The sequence below is a fragment of the Streptomyces lusitanus genome, from assembly GCF_042647945.1.
Lineage (GTDB): Bacteria > Actinomycetota > Actinomycetes > Streptomycetales > Streptomycetaceae > Streptomyces > Streptomyces pseudogriseolus.
The window spans coordinates 335,113-356,933 of record NZ_JBHRWL010000006.1 but is presented as its reverse complement, the minus strand read 5'-3'; the positions used below and the strand labels follow the sequence as shown (position 1 = coordinate 356,933).

Sequence of the window (21,821 nt, the reverse complement as noted above, 5' to 3'; positions counted from 1 at the left end):
CCATGCAGGACCTGACCGGCAAGATCGCACTCGTGACGGGCGGTGCCCGCAACGTGGGCAAGGCCATCGCGGCCACCCTCGCCGACCGAGGCGCCCACGTCCTCGTCAACTACTTCCACTCGCACGAGCAGGCCAAGGAGACCCAGCGCGAACTGCGTGCCCGAGGCGCTCGCGTGGACCTGCTCCGCGCCTCCGTGGCCCGTCCCGAGCAGGTCGACCGGATGTTCGCCGAGATCGAGCAGCGGTTCGGCCGGCTCGACATCCTCGTCAACAACGCCGCCAACGGGGCACTCGTCCCCGGCTCCGAGGTCACCGACGCCCATCTCGACAAGGCCCTCGACACCAACCTCAAGGGCGGCCTGCGTTGTGCCCGGGCGGCCGCCCCGCTGATGCGGAAGGCCGGCGGCGGTTCCATCGTCAACATCTCCGCCCTCGGCGGCTCACAGCTCGTCATGGCCAACTACCTGGCCTGTGCCCCCGCGAAGGCCGCGGTCGAGGCCGCCGCACGCTACCTGGCCGTGGAGTTCGCACCCTTCAACATCCGGGTGAACACCGCCTCGGCCGCGATGCTGGTCAGCGAGGTCGCCGAGGCCTTCCCCGACGCCGAGGCGATGCAGGCCGCCGTCGCGGCGAGCACCCCGCTCGGACGCCTGGGCACGCCCGAGGAGTTCGCCGAGGTCGTCGCCTTCCTCGCCTCCGACCGGGCCCGCTGGATCACCGGACAGGTGGTCCTCGCCGACGGGGGACTGTCCCTCGGCGCACCGCTGCTCTCGCCGCCCGCGGGCACGGAAGCGGTGGAACCCGCGGCCGTGCGGGCCACGGCTGAGGCCGAGGGGGCGGCCGAGGCGGAACCCGCGGCCGTTCCCGCCGCTCTCACCTCGGCGGAGGCCGACCGGGACACGCGCACGGACACGGATTCCCCCGAGGACGACGAGATAGCCGTCGTCGGCATGGGGCTCGTCGTCAGCGGCGCCGACAGTCCCGAGAAGTTCTGGCAGCTGCGCACCACCGGTCGTGAGCTGTTCATCGAGGTGCCCGAGGACCGCTGGGACCGGGCCCGGTTCTCGTCGCCCGACCGGTCCGCCGAGGACAAGTCCTACCAGGACACCTGCGTGTTCATCACGGACTTCGAACCGGGCCGCGCGGTCCTGGACGGTCTGCCGCCGGTACCGCACGAGACCGAGCTGACCACTCTGTGGCTGCGCCACTCGCTGGTCCAGGCCCTGGACGGGGTGCGCGTCGGTGACACCGACCGCTTCTCCTTCCACGTGGGCTACACCGCCGACGGCAGCCAGCACCTGGAGGAGGCGGGCGTCCTGCACGCCGCCCGGCGTCTCACCGAGGACATCGCCGCCGGGCTGGAACTCACGCAGGAGGACCGCGCCCGTCTGGTGGGCCGCGTCGACACGGTGCTGTCCGGCCGCTACCACCGAGGTGCCACCGACGCGCCACTGTTCCTGCCGCACCAGGTGGGCCTCGCCGCGATGGCCGGCGTCCTGCCGGACGCCACCCAGCTCCAGATGGTCGACACGGCCTGCTCCTCCTCGCTGTACGCGATCGACATCGGCATCAAGGGCCTGCTGATGGGCAAGCAGGACATCGCGGTGTGCGGCGGTGCGTTCGCGCTGGCCCCGCGCGGAACCGTGCTGTTCTCCAAGCTCAAGGGCCTGTCCCAGCGCGGCGCGGTGCACGCGCTGGACGCCGAGGCGGACGGTGTGATCTTCGCCGACGGCGCCGGCGTCGTCGTACTGAAGCGGCTCAGCCGGGCCAAGGCCGACGGCGACCGTGTGCTGGGCGTGCTCAAGGCGTTCGGCAGTTCCTCGGACGGCAAGGGCAAGGCGATCTACGCGCCCAGCTCCACCGGGCAGAACCTGGCGGTGGAGCGAGCGCTGGAGGCCGGCGGCCTGGACGGGGCCGAGGTCGACTGGATCAACGCGCACGCGACCGGTACGCCGGCCGGCGACCTGGCCGAGTTCACCACGCTCCGCGAGCACTACGGCAACGCCCGCGCCACCGCCGTCACCTCCAACAAGTCGCTGATCGGGCACACCGGCTGGGCGGCGGGCGTGATCTCGCTCATCGAGTCCATCCTCGCGCTCCAGGGGGAGACCATCCCCGGTCAGTACCGGTTCTCCTCCGCCCCCGCGATGTTCCGACTCGACCGCACCAGGCTGGAGATCTCCGGCAGTCCGCGGCCGTGGCCCGCTGTCCCCGGCCGGGCTCGCACGGCGGCGATCTCCGGCTTCGGGTTCGGCGGCACCAACGCCCATCTGATCCTCACGGACGGTACTGACGGTACTGAGGGTGCGGAGCGTATGGAGGGGACCGACGGGGAGCGGGGCCGTACGGCCGCCGCGGCCCGGTCCGCGACCGACCGCATCGCGGTGGTCGGCTGGTCGGTCAAGCTGCCCGGAGTCGAGGACCGTGACCAGGTCCTGCAGTGGCTCTCCGGGGACCGGGACGTCGAGCGGAGCTTCGGCGAGCAGTACCCGGCACCGCCGTTCCAGCAGGTGCGGATGCCTCCGGCGACGGTTCGGACCATCGACCGCTGCCAGCTGATGATCCTGGCCTGCGCGCACGACCTGCGCGACCAGTTGGGCGACTTCTGGCAGCGGCACACCGAGCGCACCGGTGTCGTGGTCGGCCACATGGGCCCCACCCGCGCCGCCATGCTCTACGCCAACCGCTGCTACCTCGACGACATCGAGCACGCCCTGCGCCAGGACCCCGAACTCGCCGCCACCGCGCAGCTCACGCCACTGTTGGAGCGGATGCGCGAACGGGTCCGTTCGCTGGTCCCGCCGTCGAACGAGGACTCCTTCCCCGGGATGATGCCCAACATCATCTCGGCCCGGGTGGCGAACTACTTCGACCTCAAGGGCCCGAACATCACCGTGGACGCGGGACTCGCCTCGACCGTGTCGGCGTTCGCGACGGCCGTGCGCTATCTGCGCAGCGGCGAGCTGGACTTCGTGCTCGCGGGCGGCATCAACGGCAACAGCCTGCCCGAACTCGGCGGGCTGCTCGCCGACGTCTTCGAGGAGCCGGTGCGCCCGGCGGAGGGCGCCTTCCTGTTCGGGCTGACCACCGAGCGCGCCGCACGGGAAGCCGGACTGCGTGTCCTCGGCATCGTCGACGAGGCCGATGTGCGCGAGGCCGGCACCGACGAGGGGGCGCCGGACGTCCTCGACTGCGGCTCGCGCGGCGGCTACGGCCACTACCTCGGCGCGGCCGGCGGGGCGCAGATCCTGCGCGCCCTCCAGCGGACCGGCACCACCACCCGGATCCACTGCCGGGAGAACGGCCACGACATGGCCACCCACCTCGTCGTCACGGTCGGAGAGCCGGCACAGGACGCGCGGGGCTCCGCCCCCGTGGCAGCCGAGGCCGCCGAGACCGCCATGCGGACCGAGGCCGCCAAGCGAACCGAGACCGCCGAGCGAACCGAGACCGCCGAGCGAACCGAGACCGCCAAGCGGACCGAGACCGCACCCACCGGTTCCGCCCCCGACCTGGTCGAGCGGTACGCCGTCACGCTCACCCCGGCGCCCGCCGCCCCCCGTGGCCCGGTGCCCGCCGCGGTGCCCGACGGTGCGCTGATCCTCACCGACCGGCCCGGCCTCGCCGAGCGCCTCGTCCAGGGCGCCGCGGACTGCACCGTGTTCAGCACCACACCCGTCACCGGGGAGCGGCCCGCCGTGCGGCAGGTGACGAGCACCCCGGAGGGCGTGAGCGCGGCCTTGGACGCGCTGGGCCGCCCGGTGCGCCACGTCGTCCTGGTCACGGACCTGACCGCGTCCGCGCCGCCGCGCACCGCGCTCACCGCGGACCACCCCGGCCTGACCGCGCTGCACGACCTGGCGTTCCTCGTCGTACAGCACCGCTACGCCGACCTCGGCGAGGCACCCGCCTCCGTGGTGTTCGCCCTGCTCGGCGCCGAGCCCCAGGGCACCACCCACCCGCTCGCCGGACTCTTCACCGGTCTGCTGAAATGCGTCCGCCTGGAACGCCCGGACGCCGACTGCTTCGCCCTGCTGACCGTCACGGGCGACCCGGAGGCGGCGGCGGAGCTGATCGCGGCCGAGCGGGCCTGCGAGCGTGCCTTCCCGGTCGTCCACCGCGACGGGGACCTGCGCCGGGCGCCCGCCCTGACCGCACGGCCGGCCACCGCCGCCGCGGACCGCCCCGCCCCGCTGGACCGGGAGTCCGTGGTGGTCGCCCTCGGCGGGGCTCGCGGCATCACCGCCGAACTGCTCACGGCGGTCGCCGAGCGCCACGGCAGCCGTATCTACGCACTCGGCAGCAATCCGGTCGACAGTTATCCGGCCGGCATCTTCGAGGGCACGGACGAGGAGTTCGCGGCCACCCGGGCCCGGTACATCCGCGAGCAGCTCGCCGCCGGCGGCCGTACCGTCGCGGAGATCAACAAGAGCTTCGACCGCATGGCCGACGCGCGCGCCGCGCGGCGGAACCTGGACCGGATGGCCCGGCACAGCGGTGCGGGCCGGGTGACGTACCTGCAGTGCGACGCACGGGACGAGGAGTCCGTGCGCCATGCCCTCGACACCGTCCATGCCGCGCACGGCCGGATCGATCTGCTCGTCAACGCGCCCGGCCTGAACCGCTCCGCGCTGATCCAGGACAAGAACTTCGACGAGTTCCGGCGCATCCGCGACCTCAAGCTGGTCGCGCACCGTAACCTGCACCGCGCGCTCGCCGGCCGGCCACCGCGCCTGTGGTGCGACTTCGGGTCCCTGCTCGGCTACTTCGGGCAGCGCGGCGAGCCCGACTACGCGTCCGGCAACGACTACCTGGCCACGGCCGCCGCCTACGCCGCGAAGGCGACCGGCAGCGACGAGTTCGTCATCGGCTGGACCCTCTGGGACGGCGTCGGCATGGGCGCCGACGAGCTGACCCGCGAGTACTTCAAGCGGGCGGGCTCCTACAGCCACATGCCGGTCGCCGAAGGCGTCCGGCACTTCCTGGCCGAACTCGGCACCGGGGACCGCACCCCCTCGCTCGTGCACATGGGGGCGGCTGAACGCGCCACGGTGGGCACGTTCTACCCCGGCTACCTGACCGAGCGGCCGGCGACCGCCGTCACCGCGCCGGCCCCGGCGGCCGCTGCCGGTGAGCCGGACGGGCCCGCCCGGGGCCGGTTCTATCTGCGCCGTACGCTGCCGGCGGACACCGGCGACCGCGACGGCACGGGCACCGTGCTCTTCGAGTGCCCCTTCGGCCTGGACACCGACGGCTATCTCGCCGGGCACCTGGTGCGTGGCGTGCCGACGCTGCCCGGCACCTTCGTCACCGAGATCGCCGCCGAGGCCGCCCTCGCCCTCGTCCCGGACGGCTGTGTGGTCGCCTTCGAGGACCTGCGCTTCCTGCACTTCCTCCAGGTCCGGGAGGGCGTCGCCCAGGCGCCCAAGCGGATCACGGCCCGGATCAGCGAGCGGGTCGGCGACCTGACCACGGTGGAGGTCTCCGTCACCCACGACGTGATCGCCCCGTCCGGAGTGCTGCTGGTGTCCGGCAAACCGCACTTCACCGTGCGGGTCCTGGTCGCCGGTGCGTACCCCACGGCGCCCAAGTGGCAGCGCTGGGACGGTGAGGGCGAGCAGCCCGTCGTGGACCCCTACCACGTGCCGTCGGCCCCCGTGCTGCTCAGCGGACCGTTCCGGGCCACCACCGACACCCGGCGCCACCGGCTGGGCGCCCGCTCGGTGTTCCGGCCGCGACTGGACCCCGCCACCGGGCCGTGGCGGCAGTTCCTGATGCCGACCGTGCTGCTGGACGCGCTGGCGCGGACCGGGGTGCTGGACCCGGTGGACGGACTCGTCCCGGTCGCCGCCCCGCTGTCCGTACGGCGGATCGACCTGTACCAGAGCGCCAACGACCTGGACCTGGCGCAGACCCACGGCGCGTTGGACCTGTACGTCACCCGGCCCGGGTTCTCGGCCGCGCCGCGGTTCGGCAACCGGTTCGTCGCCGTCGCCCCCGGCGGGCACGTCGTGGCCCAGATGAAGGACGTCGACGCCACCGTGATCGGGTATCTCGACCCGGACACCGGCGAGGTGCGTCCGTCCGCGCAGGCTCCGGCCGGGGCGGGGGGCCGTACCGCATGACCGCGCTCACGGACCTTCCGCCCCTCGGCGATCGCACCGCGGACGGACCGGCGTCCGCCGGTACCGGCGGATCCGACGCCATGACCCGTCCGGTGCGCCGCATGCTGTGGCGGCTCACCCCCGCCCCGGCCCCGGGCAGTCCCCGAGGCCTCACCGGCAAGCGGGTGTTCGTCCTGGGCGGCACCCCGGACGACGCGGAGCGGGTGCGCGGCGAACTGCGCGCCCGGGGCGCGTCGGTACTGCCCGGCCCTTCGCTCCTCGGCTCCGCGGCCGAAGCCGGACCGGTGCCCGACACCCTGGTCGACCTGACGCTCGCCGAACGGTTCTCGGTCGACGCCGACCCCTGCGCCGGCCGATGGCGTACGGCACTGCTGCGCACCTTCGAGACGCTGCGGCACTGCTACCCGGAGTGGAGCCGGGAGACCTCGGCGCAGCGGCTCACCTACCTCGCCGTCACCTACCACGGCGGCGGCATGGGACACCACCCCGACGACGACATCGCCCAGCCGCTCGGCGGGCTGTGGGCCGGCCTGGCCAAGACGCTGCACCGGGAGCTGCCCAACTGCCGGGCCCGGGTCCTCGACATCGCCCTCGGCGACCGCGCGGACCTGCCCCGGCTGGTGGGCGACGAGCTGGGCCGCCCGTACCTGAGCGAGATCGGGCACCGGGACGGCGCGCGCTGGACCCTGACGCCGGAGGCCGTACGGCCCGGTCCGCCCGCCGTGCGGCTCGGCCCCGACGACACCGTGCTGATCAGCGGCGGCAGCCGGGGCATCGGCATGGCGCTGGCCCGGCGGCTGTGCGCCGAGTTCGGGCTGCGGGTCGTGGTGACCGGGCGCGGGCGGCTGCCCGCCGAGGACACCTGGGACGACCACACCCCCGAGCGGCTCGCCGAGCGCCGCGCCGAGCTGTGGGCGGGGCACCGGCAGGGGCGCGGCGTGGCCGACATCCGCCGCGACGTCGGGCGTGCCGAGAGCACCTGGGAACTGGTCGGGCATCTGCGCACGGCCCGCGCCGAGGGGCTGCGGCTGGAGTACCGGCGGTGCGATTTCACCGACCCCGGCCAGGTGCGGACGCTGGTCGCGGGGCTGCCCGGCCTGACCGCCGTGGTGCACAACGCGGGCGTGGACCGGCCGACCCGGCTGCCCAACAAGTCCGACGACGACGTGGTCGCCGTGGTCGCGACCAAGGTCGACTCCTTCGTCCACCTGGTGCGGGCCCTGCGCGAGCGGCCGCTGAAGCTGCTGTGCACAGTCGGCTCGCTCACCGGGCGGCTCGGTGGCATGGTCGGCCAGTTCGACTACGCGGCCGCCAACGAGTGCCTGGCCCGCCTGGGCCTGTGGGCCGCGCGGCAGCTGCCGTACCCGGTGATGACACTGGCCTGGCCGACCTGGGCACGGCTGGGGCTGATCTCCAACTTCGAGGCCAGCCTGCGCTACATGGCGGCCCTGGACGTCTCCGAGGGCCTGGACCACTGGCAGGCGGAGCTGCTGGCCGGCAGCCGCGGCGAGATCACCTTCGTCGGTCCCCTGGGCCGGGCGCTGGACCCCGTGCAGGCCACCGGCTATCCCATGCCACCGTCCCTGCCCGGGTACGCCGAGACCTACCCGAAGGTCTTCCACCTGGGCGAGGCGGAGGTGTTCCAGCCGCACGAACGCCTGTGTTCCGTCGTCACGTTCGACCCGGCGACGAGCCCGGCGATCTGCGACTTCACCGTCCACGGCACGCCCGCCGTACCGCTCGGCATGCTGGTGGAGAGCGCCGTGCGCGGTGCGGAGTGGGTGACCCCCGCCGACCTGCCCGACCACGTCCTGCACGCGGTGGAGGACCTGCGCGTCCCGTGGAGTGTGCTGCGCTGTCCGGCCGGCGGGCCGCTGCGGCTGCGCCGGGACATCCGGGCGCGGCGGAGCACGGACGGCCGCTGGCGGCTGGACGTCGCCTTCCGCCGGGTGGACCCCGCCGGGGCCGTCACGACGGGCGCGGACGACGCGGACACCGCACGCCTGCGGCTGGTCTTCGGCGCACGCGGCGAGGCGGCCGCCGCCGCGACCCCGGCACCGCGCCCGCCCGCCGGCCACCACGCGGGTGCCGGCGGCACCACCCTGCTCAGCGCCGCGCCCGTGCTCCGCTGGCACGGGGTGGTGGTGCCGTTGGCGCGCTGGCGCCCGGACGGCCGGCACCGGATCGTCGCCGAGGCCGGCCGCTGCACGGCACCCGACCTGTGGGTGATGCCGCAGCCGCCCGAGTGCCTCGTGCCGGTCGCCGCCGTCGAGAACGTCGTCCGTGCGGTCACCGAACGCGCCCCCGGACTGTCCGTCACGCACGACCCGCTGACGATCCGTCATCTCTCCTTCCCGGCGGCCGGCACCGCCGCGAGCGGACCCGTCCGGCTCGAAGGGGACCCGGCGCTCGGTGTCTGGAGTGCCCGGCACACGGACACCGGCCGGACCGTGATCCGCGTCCGCGGGCTCGCGGCCGACAGCATCTGACCCATCCGCCCTCCGACCCGTCCGACCCGTCCGACCGCAACCGATCACGGCCGATCCGGCCCGCTACCGAGGAGTTCCCGGCATGAGCGACAACCAGCACGTCAGCGCCAACCGCAAGCTGCTGGAGCACTACTACGAGGAGTGCCTGAACAAGGGCAACCTCGACGCCGTCTACGACAAGGCCGTCCCGGACCACATCAGCCACGGCACCCGCGCCGACGGCTTCGAGGGCGTGGAGCACCTCAAGGAGTGGGTCCGCATCCAGCGCGCCTCCTTCCCCGATCTGCACGTGGTCGTCGACGAGTGGATCGAGGAGGGCGACAAGGTCGTCCAGCGGTTCACCGCCCGCGGCACCCACTCCGGCGAGGACTACTACGGCATCCCGGCCACCGGCCGGAAGATCGAGATCTCCGGGATCGTCATCGACCACTTCGTCGACGGCAAGATCGTCGAGAGCTGGTTCTCGATGGACGGCATGGAACTCGCCCAGCAGCTCGGCGCGCTGGGCTGACCCCGCGCGGAGCCGGTCCCCGGCTCCGCCCACCCGGCCCGGACGGCCGGGGGCGCCCCCGTCGATGCCCGCGCCCCCGGCCGTCCGGAACCCACCCGCTCCGCCCGCCCGGCACCACCCGTGCCGGACCCGTCGAGGCCCCCAGCAACCCCCAACAGGCTCCTGACAACGCAGACCCCCAGGAAGGGGAAGGCACGATGACCCAGCGCTCGACCGCCCTCGTCACCGGGTGCTCGTCGGGGATCGGACGAGCCACCGCCCTGCGCCTGCACGCCGCCGGCCACCGCGTCCACGCCAGCGCCAGGAACCCCGCGACGCTCGACGAGCTCGCCGCGCGCGGCCTGCGCACCCTGGCCCTCGACGTCACCGACCCCGCATCCGCGAAGGCCGCCGTCGAGGCCGTCGAGGCCGAGCACGGCGCGGTGGACGTCCTCGTCAACAACGCCGGGTACGGGCTGTCCGGGACCTTCGAGGAGACCCCGCTGGACCAGGTCCGCGACCAGTTCGAGACCAACGTCTTCGGCCTGGTCCGGCTCACCCAGCTGGTGCTGCCCGGCATGCGCGCCCGCGGCGCCGGCACCGTCGTCAACGTCTCGTCGATCTTCGGCCGCTACGCGGCCCCGGGCGGGGGCTACTACCACGCGAGCAAGCACGCCGTCGAAGCCCTCAGCGACGCACTCCGGCTGGAGACGGGGGCCTTCGGCATCCGGGTCGTCCTCGTCGAACCCGGACCCGTGCGCACCCCTTGGGGCCAACGGTTCCTGGACCACATCCCGGACGGACGGACCCGCGCCGACTCCCCGTACCGCCGCTTCCACGAACGGAGCGCGGCCTACTACGACGCCATCTACAACGGCACCCGCAGAACGCTCGCCGGCACCTTCGCCATCGAGGCCGAGCAGGTCGCCGACACCATCGTCCGGGCCGTCAGGTCCCGCTCCCCGCGCTCGCGCTACCCGGTCGGCTTCCTCGCCGCCGGCACCATCGCGCTGCGCCGGCTGACCCCGGACCGGATCTTCGACAACGCGTTCATACGGCGCCAGTTCCCGGTCCCGTGAGCGGCGGATCCGACAGCTGACCAGGCGAACCAACGAGGTGACGAGAGACATGACCACCCTGGCACCGACCCCCGCGACCGCCCCGCGCGGCGCCGTCGCACCGGGCCCACGAGGAGTCCCCCTGCTGGGCAACCTGCCCCAGTGGAAGTCGGACACCGCCCAGTTCCTGCTGCGCGCCCAGCGCGACCACGGCGAGGTCGCCCGACTGCGCCTCGGCCCCTACACGGTGCACCTGGTGACGGCTCCCGACGCCGTGGGACGGGTCCTGAAGGAGAACAGCGGCAACTACACGCGCGGGGTGCTCTACGAGCAGTTCCGGATCGTCATGGGCGACGGGCTGCTCACGACCGACGGCGACTACTGGAAGGCCCACCGGCGCGCGGTCCAGCCCGTCTTCCTGCGCAAGGCGGTCACCGCCATCGGCCCCAACGTGGTGCGCGCCACCCGCGAGATGCTCGACGACTGGGAGGTCCGCGCCCGCCGCGGCGAGCCCGTCGACCTGGTCACCGAGACCCTGCGCCTGACCCTCGTCACGCTCAGCCGCTCACTGTTCGGCTACGACATCCGCCCTGCCGCGCCGGTCATGAAGGACATCGTCGACAACGTGATCGAAGTGATGTTCAAACACGGGTCGGTCGGCGAGATGCTGCCCTCCTGGCTGCCGACCAGGCGCAACCGGCTCATCGCCCGCGACCGGCGGATCTTCACCCGGCTCGTCACCGAGATCCGCGACCGGCACGCGGCCACCGGGGAAGGGCCGCTGATGGAGCTCATGGAGGCGGCCACCGACCCGGTCACCGGCGCCCGCTGGACCGACGACGAGATCCGTGACGAGATGCTCACCATCTATCTCGCCGGACACGAGACCACCGCGGTCGCCCTGCTGTGGACGCTGGTCTCCCTCGCCCGCCACCCGTCCGTCGGCGAGGAGCTGGACGAGGAACTGGCACGGGTGCTGGGCGGCGCCGAGCCCGCCGCCGAGGACGTGGAGCGGCTGCCGTACACCAGCCGGGTCGTCGACGAGAGCCTGCGGATGTACCCGCCGATCTGGATCTACCCCCGGGACGCCGTGGCCGACGACGAACTCGGCGGCTTCCACATCCCCGGCGGCTCCTCCGTGCTGCTCTCGCCCCTGGTGTCCCACCGCAACCCCCGTTACTGGGACAACCCCGAGGCCTTCGACCCGCACCGCTTCGACCCGGAGCGGGTCAGGGAACGGCCCCGGATGACCTACTTCCCGTTCGGCGCCGGCGCCCGCATGTGCATCGGCAACTTCATGGCTCTGCTGGAACTGCGGATGATCACGGCCATGATCCACCAGCGGTTCCGGCTCAAGCTGGTGCCCGGCGACTTCCTGCGCTACGGAGACACCTCCATCTCGCTGCGCCCGCTGACCAAGGTGCTCGCCCTGCCTGAGCCGCGCGAGGCGGGGGCCCGGGCATGACCACCGCCGCCGATCCGCCGCACGCCGCCCCCGCGGCCACCTCCGGCACACCCGACGTCGCCGCCGCGGTGTCCGCCGCCCGCGGCGCGCAGCCCGCCTGGGACGCGCTCGGCTTCGCCGGGCGGCGCAAGGCCCTCCATGCCTGGTGCGCGCTGATCCTGCGCCGCTCGGACGAACTGGTCGACCTCATCCGCGCCGAAACCGGCAAGACGGCCGACGACGCCCGGCTCGAGGTGATCCTCGCCGCCCACCACCTGCGCTGGACCGCCGCCCACGCCGCCCGGGTCCTCGGCCGGCGCCGCGTCTCGCCCGGCCTGCTGATGTTCCACCACGCGGTCACGGTGGCCCACCGCCCGCTCGGGGTCGTCGGCGTCATCGGCCCGTGGAACTACCCGGCGTTCATCCCCGTCGGCCCCGTCTCGGCCGCCCTCGCCGGGGGCAACACCGTCGTGCTGAAGCCCAGCGAAGTCACCCCGAGGACCGGCGAGTGGCTGGCGGCCACCCTCGCCGAGGTCACCGGCGGGACCCGGGTGCTGCACGTCGTCACGGGAGACGGGACGGCCGGCGAGGCGCTGTGCCGGGCCGCCGTCGACAAGATCTCCTTCACCGGCTCCAGCGCCACCGCACGCCGCGTCATGGCGGCGTGCGCGGACCGGCTGACCCCGGTGGTGATCGAGGGCGGCGGCAAGGACGCCATGATCGTCGCCGCCGACGCCGACCTCGATGCCGCCGCCGACGCCGCGGTCTGGGCGGCCATGACCAACGCCGGGCAGACCTGCGTCGGTCTGGAACGCGTCTACGCCGTCGACACCGTCGCCGACCGCTTCCTGGACCTGGTCACCGAGCGCGCGGCCGCCCTCCGCGTCGGCGACGGGCCCGACGCCGACCTCGGCCGGATCGTGCTGCCCGGGCAACTCGACGTCATCGCGGCCCAGGTGCGCGACGCACTCGCCCGCGGCGCCCGCGCCGTCCTGGGCGGCCCGCGGTCCATCACCCCGCCGTTCGTCGCGCCGATCGTCCTCGCCGACGTCCCCGAGGACGCGGCCGCCGTCACCGAGGAGACCTTCGGCCCGGTGCTCGTCGTGAACCGGGTGACCTCCGTGGCGGAGGCCGTGGAGCGTGCCAACGCCAGTGACTACGGGCTGGGCGCCTCCGTCTTCACCCGCGACCGCGGCCGCGGCCGGGGCGTCGCCGCCCGGCTGCGGGCCGGAATGGTGTCCGTCAACGCCGTGATCGCCTTCGCCGGAATGCCCGCCGTCCCCTTCGGCGGGGTCGGCGACTCCGGTTTCGGCCGGGTCCACGGCCCGGACGGCCTGCGCGAGTTCACCCGCACCCAGGCCGTCACCAGCCAACGGTTCCGGCCGCCGATGCAGCCCACCTCCTTCCGCCGACGCCCCGGCACGATGCCGACCCTCGTGCGCCTGGTGCGCACCCTCTACGGCCGGTGACGGCGCTCCCGGCCACCTGGCGCCGACGCGTCGCGCACCCGCCCTCCAAAGGAGCACGCATAACGTGACCACCACCCTGACCACCGGGCTCACCCGGCTCGCCGACCCCGCCACCCGGGCCCACCCCTACCCGCTCCTGCGCGAACTGCGGGAGGCGTCACCTTTCACCGACCCCGCGAGCGGCATCGTCGTCGTCGGCCGCCGGGCCGACTGCGAGACCGTGCTGCGCAGCCCCCGGGTCGGGAGCAATCGGCTGGGCGCCGGAATCACCAAGGTGCCTCAGCAGCCCAACCTGATGAACCTGGACGCGCCGGACCACACCCGGTTGCGCCGGCTCGCCGGCAAGGCGTTCAAGCCGCGGGTCGTCGAACGCTGGCGGCCCCGGGTCCGTGCCATCGTGCGCGAACTGCTCACGGACGTCGCCGCGAGCGGCGCCGACGGCGTGGACATGGTCTCCGCCTTCGCCTACCCACTGCCCGTCCGGGTCATCTGCGAGATGCTCGGCGTGCCCCGCGAGGACCACCCGGTCTTCGAGAAGTGGGCGCACTCCATCGCCTACACCGTCGACCCGCAACTGGTCCCCGGCGAACTGACCACCGAGGTCGAACGCAACGTCGAGGAGGCCCGGGCAGGCTTCGTCGGCTACTTCTCCCGGCTGATCGCGGAACGCAAGCGGGAACCACGCGCCGACGTCCTTTCCGAGCTGATCGCCGCCGAGGAGGGAGGCGACCAGCTCGACGAACGGGAACTGATCCTCACCTGCGTCCTGCTGCTGGTCGCCGGCCACGAGACCACCGCCAACCTGATCCTCAACGGCGTCCTCGGCCTGCTGCGCCACCCCGACCAGTTGCGGCTGCTGCGCGAGCGGCCCGAACTCGCCGAGGTGGCCGTCGAGGAGGTCCTGCGCCACGACGCCCCGGTGCAGATGGTCACCCGGATCGCCCGGGAGCCCTTCACCCTGGGCGACCACGAAGTGGCCGCCGGACAACCGCTGCTGCTGCTGCTGGCCGCCGCGAACCGGGACCCCCGCCAGCATCACGACCCCGACCGCTTCGACATCACCCGGGGCGATCCGGGGCACCTGGGCTTCGCCGCCGGACCGCACTTCTGCCTCGGCTCGGTGCTGGCCCGCATGGAAGGCGCCATCGCTCTCGACGCCTTCGCCCAGGCGTTCGTCGAGCCGGAGCTGGACGAGGCGTCGCTGCACTACCGGCCGCACGTCGCCGTACGGGGCCCCGACCACCTGCGGATCACCTTCCAGGGCATCCGGCTCGGCTCGCTGCCCGCCGCCGGCCCGGCCGAGGAGAGCGAGGCCGCACATGGCTGAGCGGCAGTGGGAGGTGACCGTCGATCAGGAGCGGTGCGCCGGCTCCGGCGTGTGCGTGGCCGTGGCGGCCGGCCACTTCGTGCTGCGCGACCGCCGGTCCCACGCGCTGCGCCCCGTCACCGCGCCCGACGACGCGGTCCTGGACGCCGCGGAGACCTGCCCGATGGAGGCCGTCATGGTCCGCGAGTCCGGCACCGGCACCCTCCTCGCCCCGGTGGAATGACCGTGCCCGACGCGGTCAGGCCGGGTGACCTCGTCACGGTGACCCACCGGCCGCACCCGCTCGCCGGCCGGCGGCTGCCGGTCCGCGCGGTCCGCGGCCGCAGTGCCGAGAGCCTGCTGTGCGAACGCCCCGGCGGCGGGCTGGTGACCGTCCTGCGGTCCTGGACGGACCGGGCCTCGGACGCCCGGCCCGTCCAGGACCGCGAACCACGCCGTGCGGCGGGACACGAGACACGCCCCGCGGCACGTCCCGAGATCACCGGCGGCGGTGCCTTCCAGGTCTCCGACACCGCCCTGCACCGGCTGCGCGCCTCGCTGGCACTGTCGGTGGAACGCCTCGCCGGCCTGGACGCCGCGAAATACTCCGCCGCCACCGGAATTCCGCGGCCGCCGCACCGGCTTTTCTCGGCAGCTGAGAAAGAGGGGCCGCTTTCTCATCCCGTGAGAAAGCGCGGACGGAATGGGCCGACGTCTGATTGACGAGGCCTCAGCACCCGTTGTTAAGCTGCCCGGACCGATTTTTAGGCCGGGGGCCGGGGATGTTCCGGCGGCGAGAAAAAAACACCCCGACACATGGGAGTTGTCCGCATGACGAAAAGGCCTGCCGCCCTCCTGCGAGGCTGCGGGAGACTGCTCCTCGGCATGGAGTGGGACCCGGTACTGGCGCGTGCGGCAGTGGTGCACCTGATCAGCGGTGCCTCCTTCTCCACCTTCTGGAGTTATGCCGGCGTCTGGGCGATCGAGGCATTGGGCGCCACCACCGGTCAGGTGGGCGTCATGTTCCTCCTCAGCGCCGTCCTCAGCCCGCCCGCCGCCTGGCTGGGCGGTTTCGTGTCCGATGTGGTGGGGCGCCGCAGCGTGCTGGTGATGAGCACCGGCATCCAGTCCCTGCTGATCCTCGGTCTGTGCCTCGTCGGACACAGCGCGGCCTGGGGCATCGCCCTGGTCGTCGTGGCCGGAGTGGTGTGGGCACCGGGACGCTCCGCCGTCAACGCCATCGTCGCGGACGTCACCCCGCCCGAACGTCACGACCAGGCGTACGCGGCCCTGCGCACCGCCAACAACCTCGGCGTCGTCGTCGGCCCCCCGCTGGCCGCGCTGTTGCTGTTCCTCGGCGACTGGACCGCGTTCGTGCTCGGTATCGCCCTGCTCGGCGCTCTCACCTGCGGGCTCGCCGTGCGGCTGCTGCCCCGTGACCGGGTCCGCGGCCACCGCGGCGGTACCGCCGCGCAGACCGCGCGCGTGGTACTGACGGACCGGTCCCTCCTGCTGCTGCTGGTGGCGACGCTCCTCGGATTCATGGTCTACATGTCCTTCGAGACGGTGCTGCCGGTCGTCGCCGTCACATCGTTCGGGTTCGCTCCCGAGACCTGGGGCCTGCTGTACGCGGTGAATCCCGTGGTGGTGCTGCTCTTCCAGATGCCCCTGACCCGCGTGACGCGGAGCTGGCCGGCCTCGGTCACGCTGAGCCTCGGCGTGCTGCTGATGGGCCCTCCGTTCCTGATCTTCCTGGTCTCCCATCACATGGCGGCCGTGGTGCTGGTGGTGCTCGTCTTCGCCTTCGGCGAGATGCTCTGGGTGCCCACCATGCAGGCCACCGTCGCCCGCCTTGCGCCGCCCCACCTGCACGGGGCCTACCTCGGCGGCTACACCGGCAGCCAGCTTCTGGCCTGGATGGTCGCGCCGCTCACCGGACTGCGCCTGGAGGAGGCCCTCGGGGAGCGCGCCATCTGGGTCTTCTTCACCGCGCTGTCGGCCGTCAGCGTCGTCGCCGGGCTCGCGGCGGTCCGCCGCCGGCACCGCACCGCGAGGGGCGAGGGCGACGGCCACCGGATCGACGACCGCGGCAGCCATCGCCTCGCCGCCCGCACCGCCGACCGGGCCGATGTGCAGCCATCCGTCCACCCCGCCCCCTCGCCGGAGAAGTCCTCATGAGCCACGAACCGCGCGCCGTCAGCTGGACGGGTACCGCCCTGTCCCTCCTCGACCAGACGGCCCTGCCCCGAACCGTCCGGCGTCTGGACGTCCGTGACGTGGACACGCTGGTCGACGCGATCGTCCGGCTCGCGGTGCGCGGAGCTCCCGCCATCGGGGTGGCCGGCGCCTACGGTGTCGCCCTGGCCGTGGCCCAGGCCCGCAGGGAGAACTGGACCGACCGCGAACTGGCCGACGCCGTCGCCCGCCTGCGCGCCGCGCGCCCCACGGCGGTGAACCTCGCCGTCTGCGTGGACCGGGCCGCCGCGCGGATCCCGGAGGGGCTGGACGCCGTACTCGCCGAGGCCGACGCCGTCGTCCGCCAGGATCTGGCGGCCAACCGGGCCATGGCCGAGGCCGGCGCCGACTGGCTGCTCAAGCGGGTGGACGCCGACCGGCCGCTGCGGATCCTCACCCACTGCAACACCGGCGCGCTCGCCACCGCGGGCGTCGGCACCGCGCTCGGTGTCATCCGGGAACTGCACGCGCGGGGCCTGCTCGAAACGGTGTACGTCGACGAGACGCGTCCGCTGCTGCAAGGAGCGCGGCTGACGGCGTGGGAACTGGCGCAGGAGGGCATCCCGCACCGGGTGCAGGTGGACGCGGCGGCCGCGGCCACCGTCGTCGGCGGGCTGGTCGACGCCGCGATCGTCGGCGCGGACCGGATCACCCGCAACGGCGACACCGCCAACAAGACGGGCACCCTGGGCATCGCCCTCGCCTGTGCCCACGCGGGTCTGCCCTTCATGGTGGCCGCGCCCACCAGCACACTGGACCTCGCCACGGCCAAGGGCGCTTCGATCCGCATCGAGCAACGCGGGGAGGAGGAGGTGCTGAACCTGACAGCCGGCGCCGTCACCGCCCCGGACGGCACCCGCACCCGCGCCCACAACCCGGCTTTCGACGTCACCCCCGGCACCCTTGTCACCGCGCTGGTGACGGAGCGAGGCGTCCTGGAGGTCGCTGCGGGCGAACTGCCGGGGGACCACTGGAACTGACGCCGAGCCGGCCGACCGGTTCGCCCGGCAGGGGAGGGCCGGGGCGGTGCCTTTTCCCCGGCCGGCGGCCGGCGGGGGCGGCTCCCCTGGCCGCCGACTTTCCCCCCGGCCCCCTCACCTCGCCGCCTACCGGCCCCGCTCCTCCGCGAGCTCCAGTTCGAGCAGCCACTCCACGACCTCCGTGTGACGGCGGGCCTCTCCGAGGTCCGCGCCCCACGTGTACAGGCCGTGCCCAGCCACCACGACCCCCGGGACCAGGGGGTTCAGGGCTTCCTCCAGGCGGTCGCCGAGGACGCGCATGTCCTGAGAGTTGCCGATCACCGGCAGCACGACCTCTTCGTCGTGGGCGGAGCGCCCGATGCCCTTGAGCATCTCCAGGTCACGGAACACGATGCCACCGGGCCGTCGGCGGCCCATCGCCACGGAGGCCACGGTGTGCACATGGACGACGGCGCCGGCGCCGGTCAGCCGGACCACCCGCGCGTGCAGAGCGGCCTCGGCGGACGGCTTCCCGGCGGCCCCGGCGCCCGGCACCGCCCTGCCCTCGGCGTCCACCGGCACCACGTCACGCGCACCCAACTCGCCCTTGTCCAACCCGCTCGCGGTGACCAGCAGACGCAGCGGGTCCCGGCCGGTGACCACGGACAGGTTTCCCGATGTGCCGCGCATCCAGCCGAGTGCCGCGAACCGTGCCGCCTCGGCGGCCAGCGCCCCGCCCCGGCTCACCGTCCGAGGCGCGCCCGTGGTGACGGTGCCCGTCATACCGTTCCCTCCGCGAGTTCCAGGTCGAGGTCGATGTCGGTGAAGGAGCGCGCCGCGGGGTGGGCCGTACGGTCCGACGCGCCGTGCGGCTCCTCCGGACGGGTCAGGGCGCCGGTCAGCCATCCGGCCTCCCGCGCCGCGTCCAGTTCGCTCGCCCGGTCGGAGAGGAACAGGGTGGCTGCGGGCGGCACTCCGGTGGCGGCCGTGATGGCGCGGTAGGACGCGGACGCCGTCTTGGGCCCGGCGGTGCGGGTGTCGAAGAAGCCGCTGACCAGCGGCCGCAGGTCGCCCTGCGGGGTGTGCCCGAACCAGGAGCGCTGCGCGGACACCGAGCCGGAGGAGTAGACGTACAGACGTGCTCCCCGCGCGTGCCAGCGCCGCAGGACGGGGACGACGTCGGGGTAGAAGTGCGCGGTGAGGTCGCCGCGCGCGAAGCCTTCCGCCCAGATGATGCCCTGGAGCGACTTCAGCGGGGTGACCTTCCGGTCCTCGTCCAGCCACGCGCCGAGGGCACGTTCGACCCGGCGCGCGTCCGCCTCCGGCTCGTCGAGCAGCTCCCGGACCTGCTCGACGGCGGCCCGGACCTCCGGCTCGTCCCACCGTTCGGTCAGCAGCCGCGCGAAGCGCCGGCGCGAGTAGGGGTACAGGACGTCCGTGACATGGCGGGTCGCGCTGGTGGTGCCCTCGATGTCGAGCACCACGGCCGTCGCCCTGAAGCGCTGCGTCACACGCTCACCCCGGTGTACCCGGCCCGCAGTGTGTCGAAGTCGGGGAAGCGCGCGGCGATGTCGCTGCCGGTGAAGGTGCCGATCCAGCCGTCCTCCTCGTGGAAGAAGCGGATCGCGGTGAACGAGGGCCGGGTGCCCATGTCGAACCAGTGCGTGGTTCCCTTCGGCACGCCCAGCAGATCGCCCTTCTCGCAGTACACGGCGTGCACCGCTCCGTCGACGTGCAGGTAGAAGACACCCGCTCCGGAGACGAAGAAGCGGACCTCGTCGTCGGCCTCGTGGGTGTGCTCGGCGAGGAACTTCTCCCGGGCCGCGCGGGCCCGGTCCGCCCAGTCCGGGGAGCCGTCCGGATGCAGCGAGACGACATCGACGCTGCGGAAGCCCTCCCGGGCGGTGAGCGCCCGCACCTCGTCGGCGTAGGCGGCGAGCACGGCCTGTGGACAGGCGCCCGGCGCCAACTCGTCCCGCACGGGCCACTGCTCGTAGGCGACGCCGAGCGGGGCCAGCGCCGCCCCGATCTCCTCCGGATCAAAGGTGCGGAGTAAAGCGGTCTCCGGGCCGGAATCGGGCCAGGTGGTCAGAAGCGTCATCAGCACTCCATCCGCGGAAGAAGGCCGGCGGGTCCTTTCCGGACCACCGGAGGATTTCACGTCGGTGGATCGTACGGCATTCCGAGGGCGCCCGGCAGAGCGAACTGTCTTCTTTCTCGCCGGCCGAGAAGAACGGTGTGTTTCTCGCCCTGCGAGAAACATTCCGCGGCTGTCCGAGAGGCCCTGCGCATGCCGGGAAAAGGCGTCTTCGCAGCGCGATTCGACGCTGTCGGGGCGGCCGAACGACATTGACAACGACAGGCCCCCATATTTGGCTGTCCAGCGCTTGCCGAGAAAACGTCGGAAGCGGTCGTCGTCCGGCGAAGAACGAGGGTTGAGGGTACGGAATGGCGGAACAGGCGAAGTCGGATCCTGGTTCACGGTCGGCCAGTCAATGCCTGCACGACCAATTCGCCGGACAGGCGCTGCGGCGCCGGGACGCCGTCGCGGTCGTCCAGGGCGAACGGTCCCTGACCTACGCGGAACTGCATGAGCGGGCCCGTGCCCTGGCCGCCCGGTTGCGGGCCGAGGGCGTGGGACCCGACGTGGTGGTCGGTCTCTTCGCGGAGCGTTCGGTCGACATGCTCATCGGCATGATCGGCATCCTGGAGGCGGGCGGCGCCTATCTGCCGCTGCGGGTGGACGACCCGGCGGACCGCGTGTCGTTCATCCTGCGCGACGCCGGAGTGCGGGTCGTCGTGACCACCCCCGTGACCGACGAGCGCGGCCTCGACTTCGACGGAGTGCGCGTACGGGCCGACCTCCCCGGTGCCGTCGCCCCGGCGGAGGAGACCCCCGCCCGCGCGAACGAGGAGAACCTCGCCTACGTCATCTACACCTCCGGCACCACCGGCACCCCGAAGGGCGTGGCCGTCCCGCACCGCGCCGCCGTCCGGATCGTCCGCACCGGCGTCTACGGCGATTTCGACGAGGACCAGACGTTCCTGCAGGCGTGCCCGCTGTCCTTCGACGCCTCCGTGTTCGAGATCTGGGCGGCCCTCGCCAACGGCGCCCGGCTGGTCCTGCTGCCGCAGCAGCGCTCCTCGGCGGACGCCGTCATCGACACCGTCCGCCGCCACGGCGTCACCACCTGCTGGCTCACGCCCACCCTGTTCAACCAGCTGGTCGACGAGGACCGGCTGAAGGACAGCGGGCTGCGCCAGGTGGTGATCGGCGGAGAGGTGGTGTCCACCCCGCACCTGGCGCAGGCCATGCGGTCCACCGACATCCGCTTCGCCAACGGCTACGGGCCGACCGAGGCCGGCGTGTTCACCTGTTGTCACCTCTTCCAGGAGTCGGACCTCGCCTATGCGCCCCCGCCGGTCGGCACCCCGCTGCCCGGCACCCGGGTCTGGATCCTCGACGAGCGGATGCGGCCGGTGCCCGACGGGGAACTGGGCGAGCTGTACATCGGCGGACCCGCGCTCGCCCGCGAGTACCATCGGCGCCCCGACCTCACCGAACGGGCCTTCCTGCCCGACCCGTTCGGCGAGACCGCCGACGGCCGGATCTACCGGTCCGGCGACCTCGCCCGGATGCTCCCCGGCCAACTGGTCCAAGTGGTCGGACGCACCGACAGCCAGGTCAAGATCCGCGGTAACCGGGTGGAACTGACCGAGGTCGAGGCCGCCCTGCTCGACGAGCCGGCCGTCGCCCAGGCCGCCGTCGTCGACCGCGGCGAGGGAGCCGAGCGGGTGCTCGCCGCCCATGTCGTCCCGGCGCACGGCGCCACGCCCACCGTCACCGAACTGCGCGCCCGGCTCGCCACCCGGCTGCCGGACTACATGATCCCCACCGAGTTCCACCGTCTGCAGCGGCTGCCGCTCACCCGGCACGGCAAGACGGACCGGGCCGCGCTGCGCGCCGGGACCGGCGCGCCCCGTCTGGAGCTGGGCACCGCCTACCGGCCCGCGGCCGGCGAACTGGAGTCGCTGATCGCCGGAACATGGGCCGAGGTCCTCGGCGTGCCGACGGTCGGCATGGACGACAACTACTTCGACCTGGGCGGCACCTCGCTCACCATCAAGCAGGCGCAGCTGCGCCTGGAGGAGCGGACCGGTGTCCGTCTCCCGTCCACGGCCCTCTACGAATACCCCACGGTTCGCGCGCTCGCCGAAGCCATGGCCAAGCACGAGGTATGACACC

At 73.3% G+C, this 21,821-nt stretch carries 15 protein-coding genes; 12 read left to right on the top strand and 3 right to left on the bottom strand.

Going from position 1 to position 21,821, the window contains the following annotated elements:
• Positions 1-2: 2 nt before the first annotated feature.
• The 11 genes from ACFOSY_RS11090 to mtnA all read left to right on the top strand — a co-directional run bounded on the left by ACFOSY_RS11090 (position 3) and on the right by mtnA (position 17,596).
• Positions 3-6,125, top strand: coding sequence for an SDR family oxidoreductase (locus ACFOSY_RS11090; protein WP_394306588.1), 6,123 nt, complete (start codon positions 3-5; stop codon positions 6,123-6,125).
• An 80-nt stretch (positions 6,126-6,205) separates the two neighbouring features.
• Positions 6,206-8,614: a KR domain-containing protein gene (locus ACFOSY_RS11085; protein ID WP_394306587.1), complete on the top strand. Its 2,409-nt coding sequence runs from the start codon at positions 6,206-6,208 to the stop codon at positions 8,612-8,614.
• A gap of 82 nt (positions 8,615-8,696) precedes the next feature.
• Positions 8,697-9,125 (top strand): ester cyclase, encoded by a 429-nt coding sequence (locus tag ACFOSY_RS11080; protein ID WP_394306586.1) that lies wholly within the window; start codon positions 8,697-8,699, stop codon positions 9,123-9,125.
• 197 nt (positions 9,126-9,322) lie between these two features.
• A complete protein-coding gene (locus ACFOSY_RS11075; protein WP_394306585.1) occupies positions 9,323-10,183 on the top strand; it encodes an SDR family NAD(P)-dependent oxidoreductase in 861 nt (286 codons plus the stop codon).
• 49 nt (positions 10,184-10,232) lie between these two features.
• Positions 10,233-11,627, top strand: a complete 1,395-nt coding sequence (locus tag ACFOSY_RS11070; RefSeq protein WP_394306584.1) for a cytochrome P450 — start codon at positions 10,233-10,235, stop codon at positions 11,625-11,627.
• Entirely contained in the window at positions 11,624-13,075 is a 1,452-nt protein-coding gene (locus ACFOSY_RS11065; protein ID WP_394306583.1) for an aldehyde dehydrogenase family protein, read from the top strand. The genes ACFOSY_RS11070 and ACFOSY_RS11065 overlap by 4 nt, the downstream gene beginning before the upstream one ends.
• 64 nt (positions 13,076-13,139) lie before the next feature.
• Positions 13,140-14,402, top strand: a complete 1,263-nt coding sequence (locus tag ACFOSY_RS11060) for a cytochrome P450 (RefSeq protein WP_394306582.1) — start codon at positions 13,140-13,142, stop codon at positions 14,400-14,402.
• A complete protein-coding gene (locus ACFOSY_RS11055) occupies positions 14,395-14,625 on the top strand; it encodes a ferredoxin (protein WP_394306581.1) in 231 nt (76 codons plus the stop codon). Before ACFOSY_RS11060 ends, ACFOSY_RS11055 begins: the two co-directional genes overlap by 8 nt.
• A 2-nt stretch (positions 14,626-14,627) precedes the next feature.
• The gene (locus ACFOSY_RS11050) at positions 14,628-15,104 is read left to right on the top strand and encodes a hypothetical protein (protein WP_394306580.1); all 477 of its coding nucleotides are present in this window, start codon (positions 14,628-14,630) and stop codon (positions 15,102-15,104) included.
• Between the two features lie 108 nt (positions 15,105-15,212).
• A complete protein-coding gene (locus tag ACFOSY_RS11045) occupies positions 15,213-16,559 on the top strand; it encodes an MFS transporter (protein WP_394306579.1) in 1,347 nt (448 codons plus the stop codon).
• Positions 16,556-17,596 carry an S-methyl-5-thioribose-1-phosphate isomerase gene (gene mtnA / locus ACFOSY_RS11040; protein ID WP_394306578.1) on the top strand — a complete coding sequence of 347 codons (1,041 nt, stop codon included), beginning with the start codon at positions 16,556-16,558 and terminating at the stop codon, positions 17,594-17,596. The genes ACFOSY_RS11045 and mtnA overlap by 4 nt, the downstream gene beginning before the upstream one ends.
• Positions 17,597-17,722: 126 nt before the next feature.
• On the opposite strand, the gene mtnB is transcribed toward mtnA, so the two are convergent.
• Genes mtnB through ACFOSY_RS11025 form a run of 3 tightly spaced genes read right to left on the bottom strand, consistent with a single transcriptional unit; the run spans position 17,723 to position 19,676 of the window.
• Positions 17,723-18,358: a methylthioribulose 1-phosphate dehydratase gene (gene mtnB / locus ACFOSY_RS11035; protein WP_394306577.1), complete on the bottom strand. Its 636-nt coding sequence runs from the start codon at positions 18,356-18,358 to the stop codon at positions 17,723-17,725.
• The gene (gene mtnC / locus ACFOSY_RS11030; protein ID WP_394306576.1) at positions 18,355-19,086 is read right to left on the bottom strand and encodes an acireductone synthase; all 732 of its coding nucleotides are present in this window, start codon (positions 19,084-19,086) and stop codon (positions 18,355-18,357) included. Before mtnC ends, mtnB begins: the two co-directional genes overlap by 4 nt.
• On the bottom strand, positions 19,083-19,676 hold the full coding sequence (locus tag ACFOSY_RS11025) for a 1,2-dihydroxy-3-keto-5-methylthiopentene dioxygenase (protein ID WP_394306575.1): 594 nt from the start codon (positions 19,674-19,676) through the stop codon (positions 19,083-19,085). Before ACFOSY_RS11025 ends, mtnC begins: the two co-directional genes overlap by 4 nt.
• A 347-nt stretch (positions 19,677-20,023) precedes the next feature.
• Here ACFOSY_RS11025 and ACFOSY_RS11020 point away from each other — a divergent pair, with 347 nt between their 5' ends.
• Positions 20,024-21,817, top strand: a complete 1,794-nt coding sequence (locus ACFOSY_RS11020; protein ID WP_394306574.1) for a non-ribosomal peptide synthetase — start codon at positions 20,024-20,026, stop codon at positions 21,815-21,817.
• Positions 21,818-21,821 lie beyond the last annotated feature (4 nt).

Excerpts from the sequence above, each read along its gene's own strand:
- ACFOSY_RS11085 (WP_394306587.1), top strand. The coding sequence starts at position 6,206 with ATGACCCGTCCGGTGCGCCGCATGCTGTGGCGGCTCACCCCCGCCCCG.
- ACFOSY_RS11020 (WP_394306574.1), top strand. The coding sequence starts at position 20,024 with ATGGCGGAACAGGCGAAGTCGGATCCTGGTTCACGGTCGGCCAGTCAA.
- mtnA (WP_394306578.1), top strand. The coding sequence starts at position 16,556 with ATGAGCCACGAACCGCGCGCCGTCAGCTGGACGGGTACCGCCCTGTCC.
- ACFOSY_RS11080 (WP_394306586.1), top strand. The coding sequence starts at position 8,697 with ATGAGCGACAACCAGCACGTCAGCGCCAACCGCAAGCTGCTGGAGCAC.
- mtnB (WP_394306577.1), bottom strand. The coding sequence starts at position 18,358 with ATGACGGGCACCGTCACCACGGGCGCGCCTCGGACGGTGAGCCGGGGC.
- ACFOSY_RS11075 (WP_394306585.1), top strand. The coding sequence starts at position 9,323 with ATGACCCAGCGCTCGACCGCCCTCGTCACCGGGTGCTCGTCGGGGATC.
- ACFOSY_RS11065 (WP_394306583.1), top strand. The coding sequence starts at position 11,624 with ATGACCACCGCCGCCGATCCGCCGCACGCCGCCCCCGCGGCCACCTCC.
- ACFOSY_RS11045 (WP_394306579.1), top strand. The coding sequence starts at position 15,213 with ATGACGAAAAGGCCTGCCGCCCTCCTGCGAGGCTGCGGGAGACTGCTC.
- ACFOSY_RS11070 (WP_394306584.1), top strand. The coding sequence starts at position 10,233 with ATGACCACCCTGGCACCGACCCCCGCGACCGCCCCGCGCGGCGCCGTC.
- ACFOSY_RS11025 (WP_394306575.1), bottom strand. The coding sequence starts at position 19,676 with ATGACGCTTCTGACCACCTGGCCCGATTCCGGCCCGGAGACCGCTTTA.
- ACFOSY_RS11090 (WP_394306588.1), top strand. The coding sequence starts at position 3 with ATGCAGGACCTGACCGGCAAGATCGCACTCGTGACGGGCGGTGCCCGC.
- ACFOSY_RS11055 (WP_394306581.1), top strand. The coding sequence starts at position 14,395 with ATGGCTGAGCGGCAGTGGGAGGTGACCGTCGATCAGGAGCGGTGCGCC.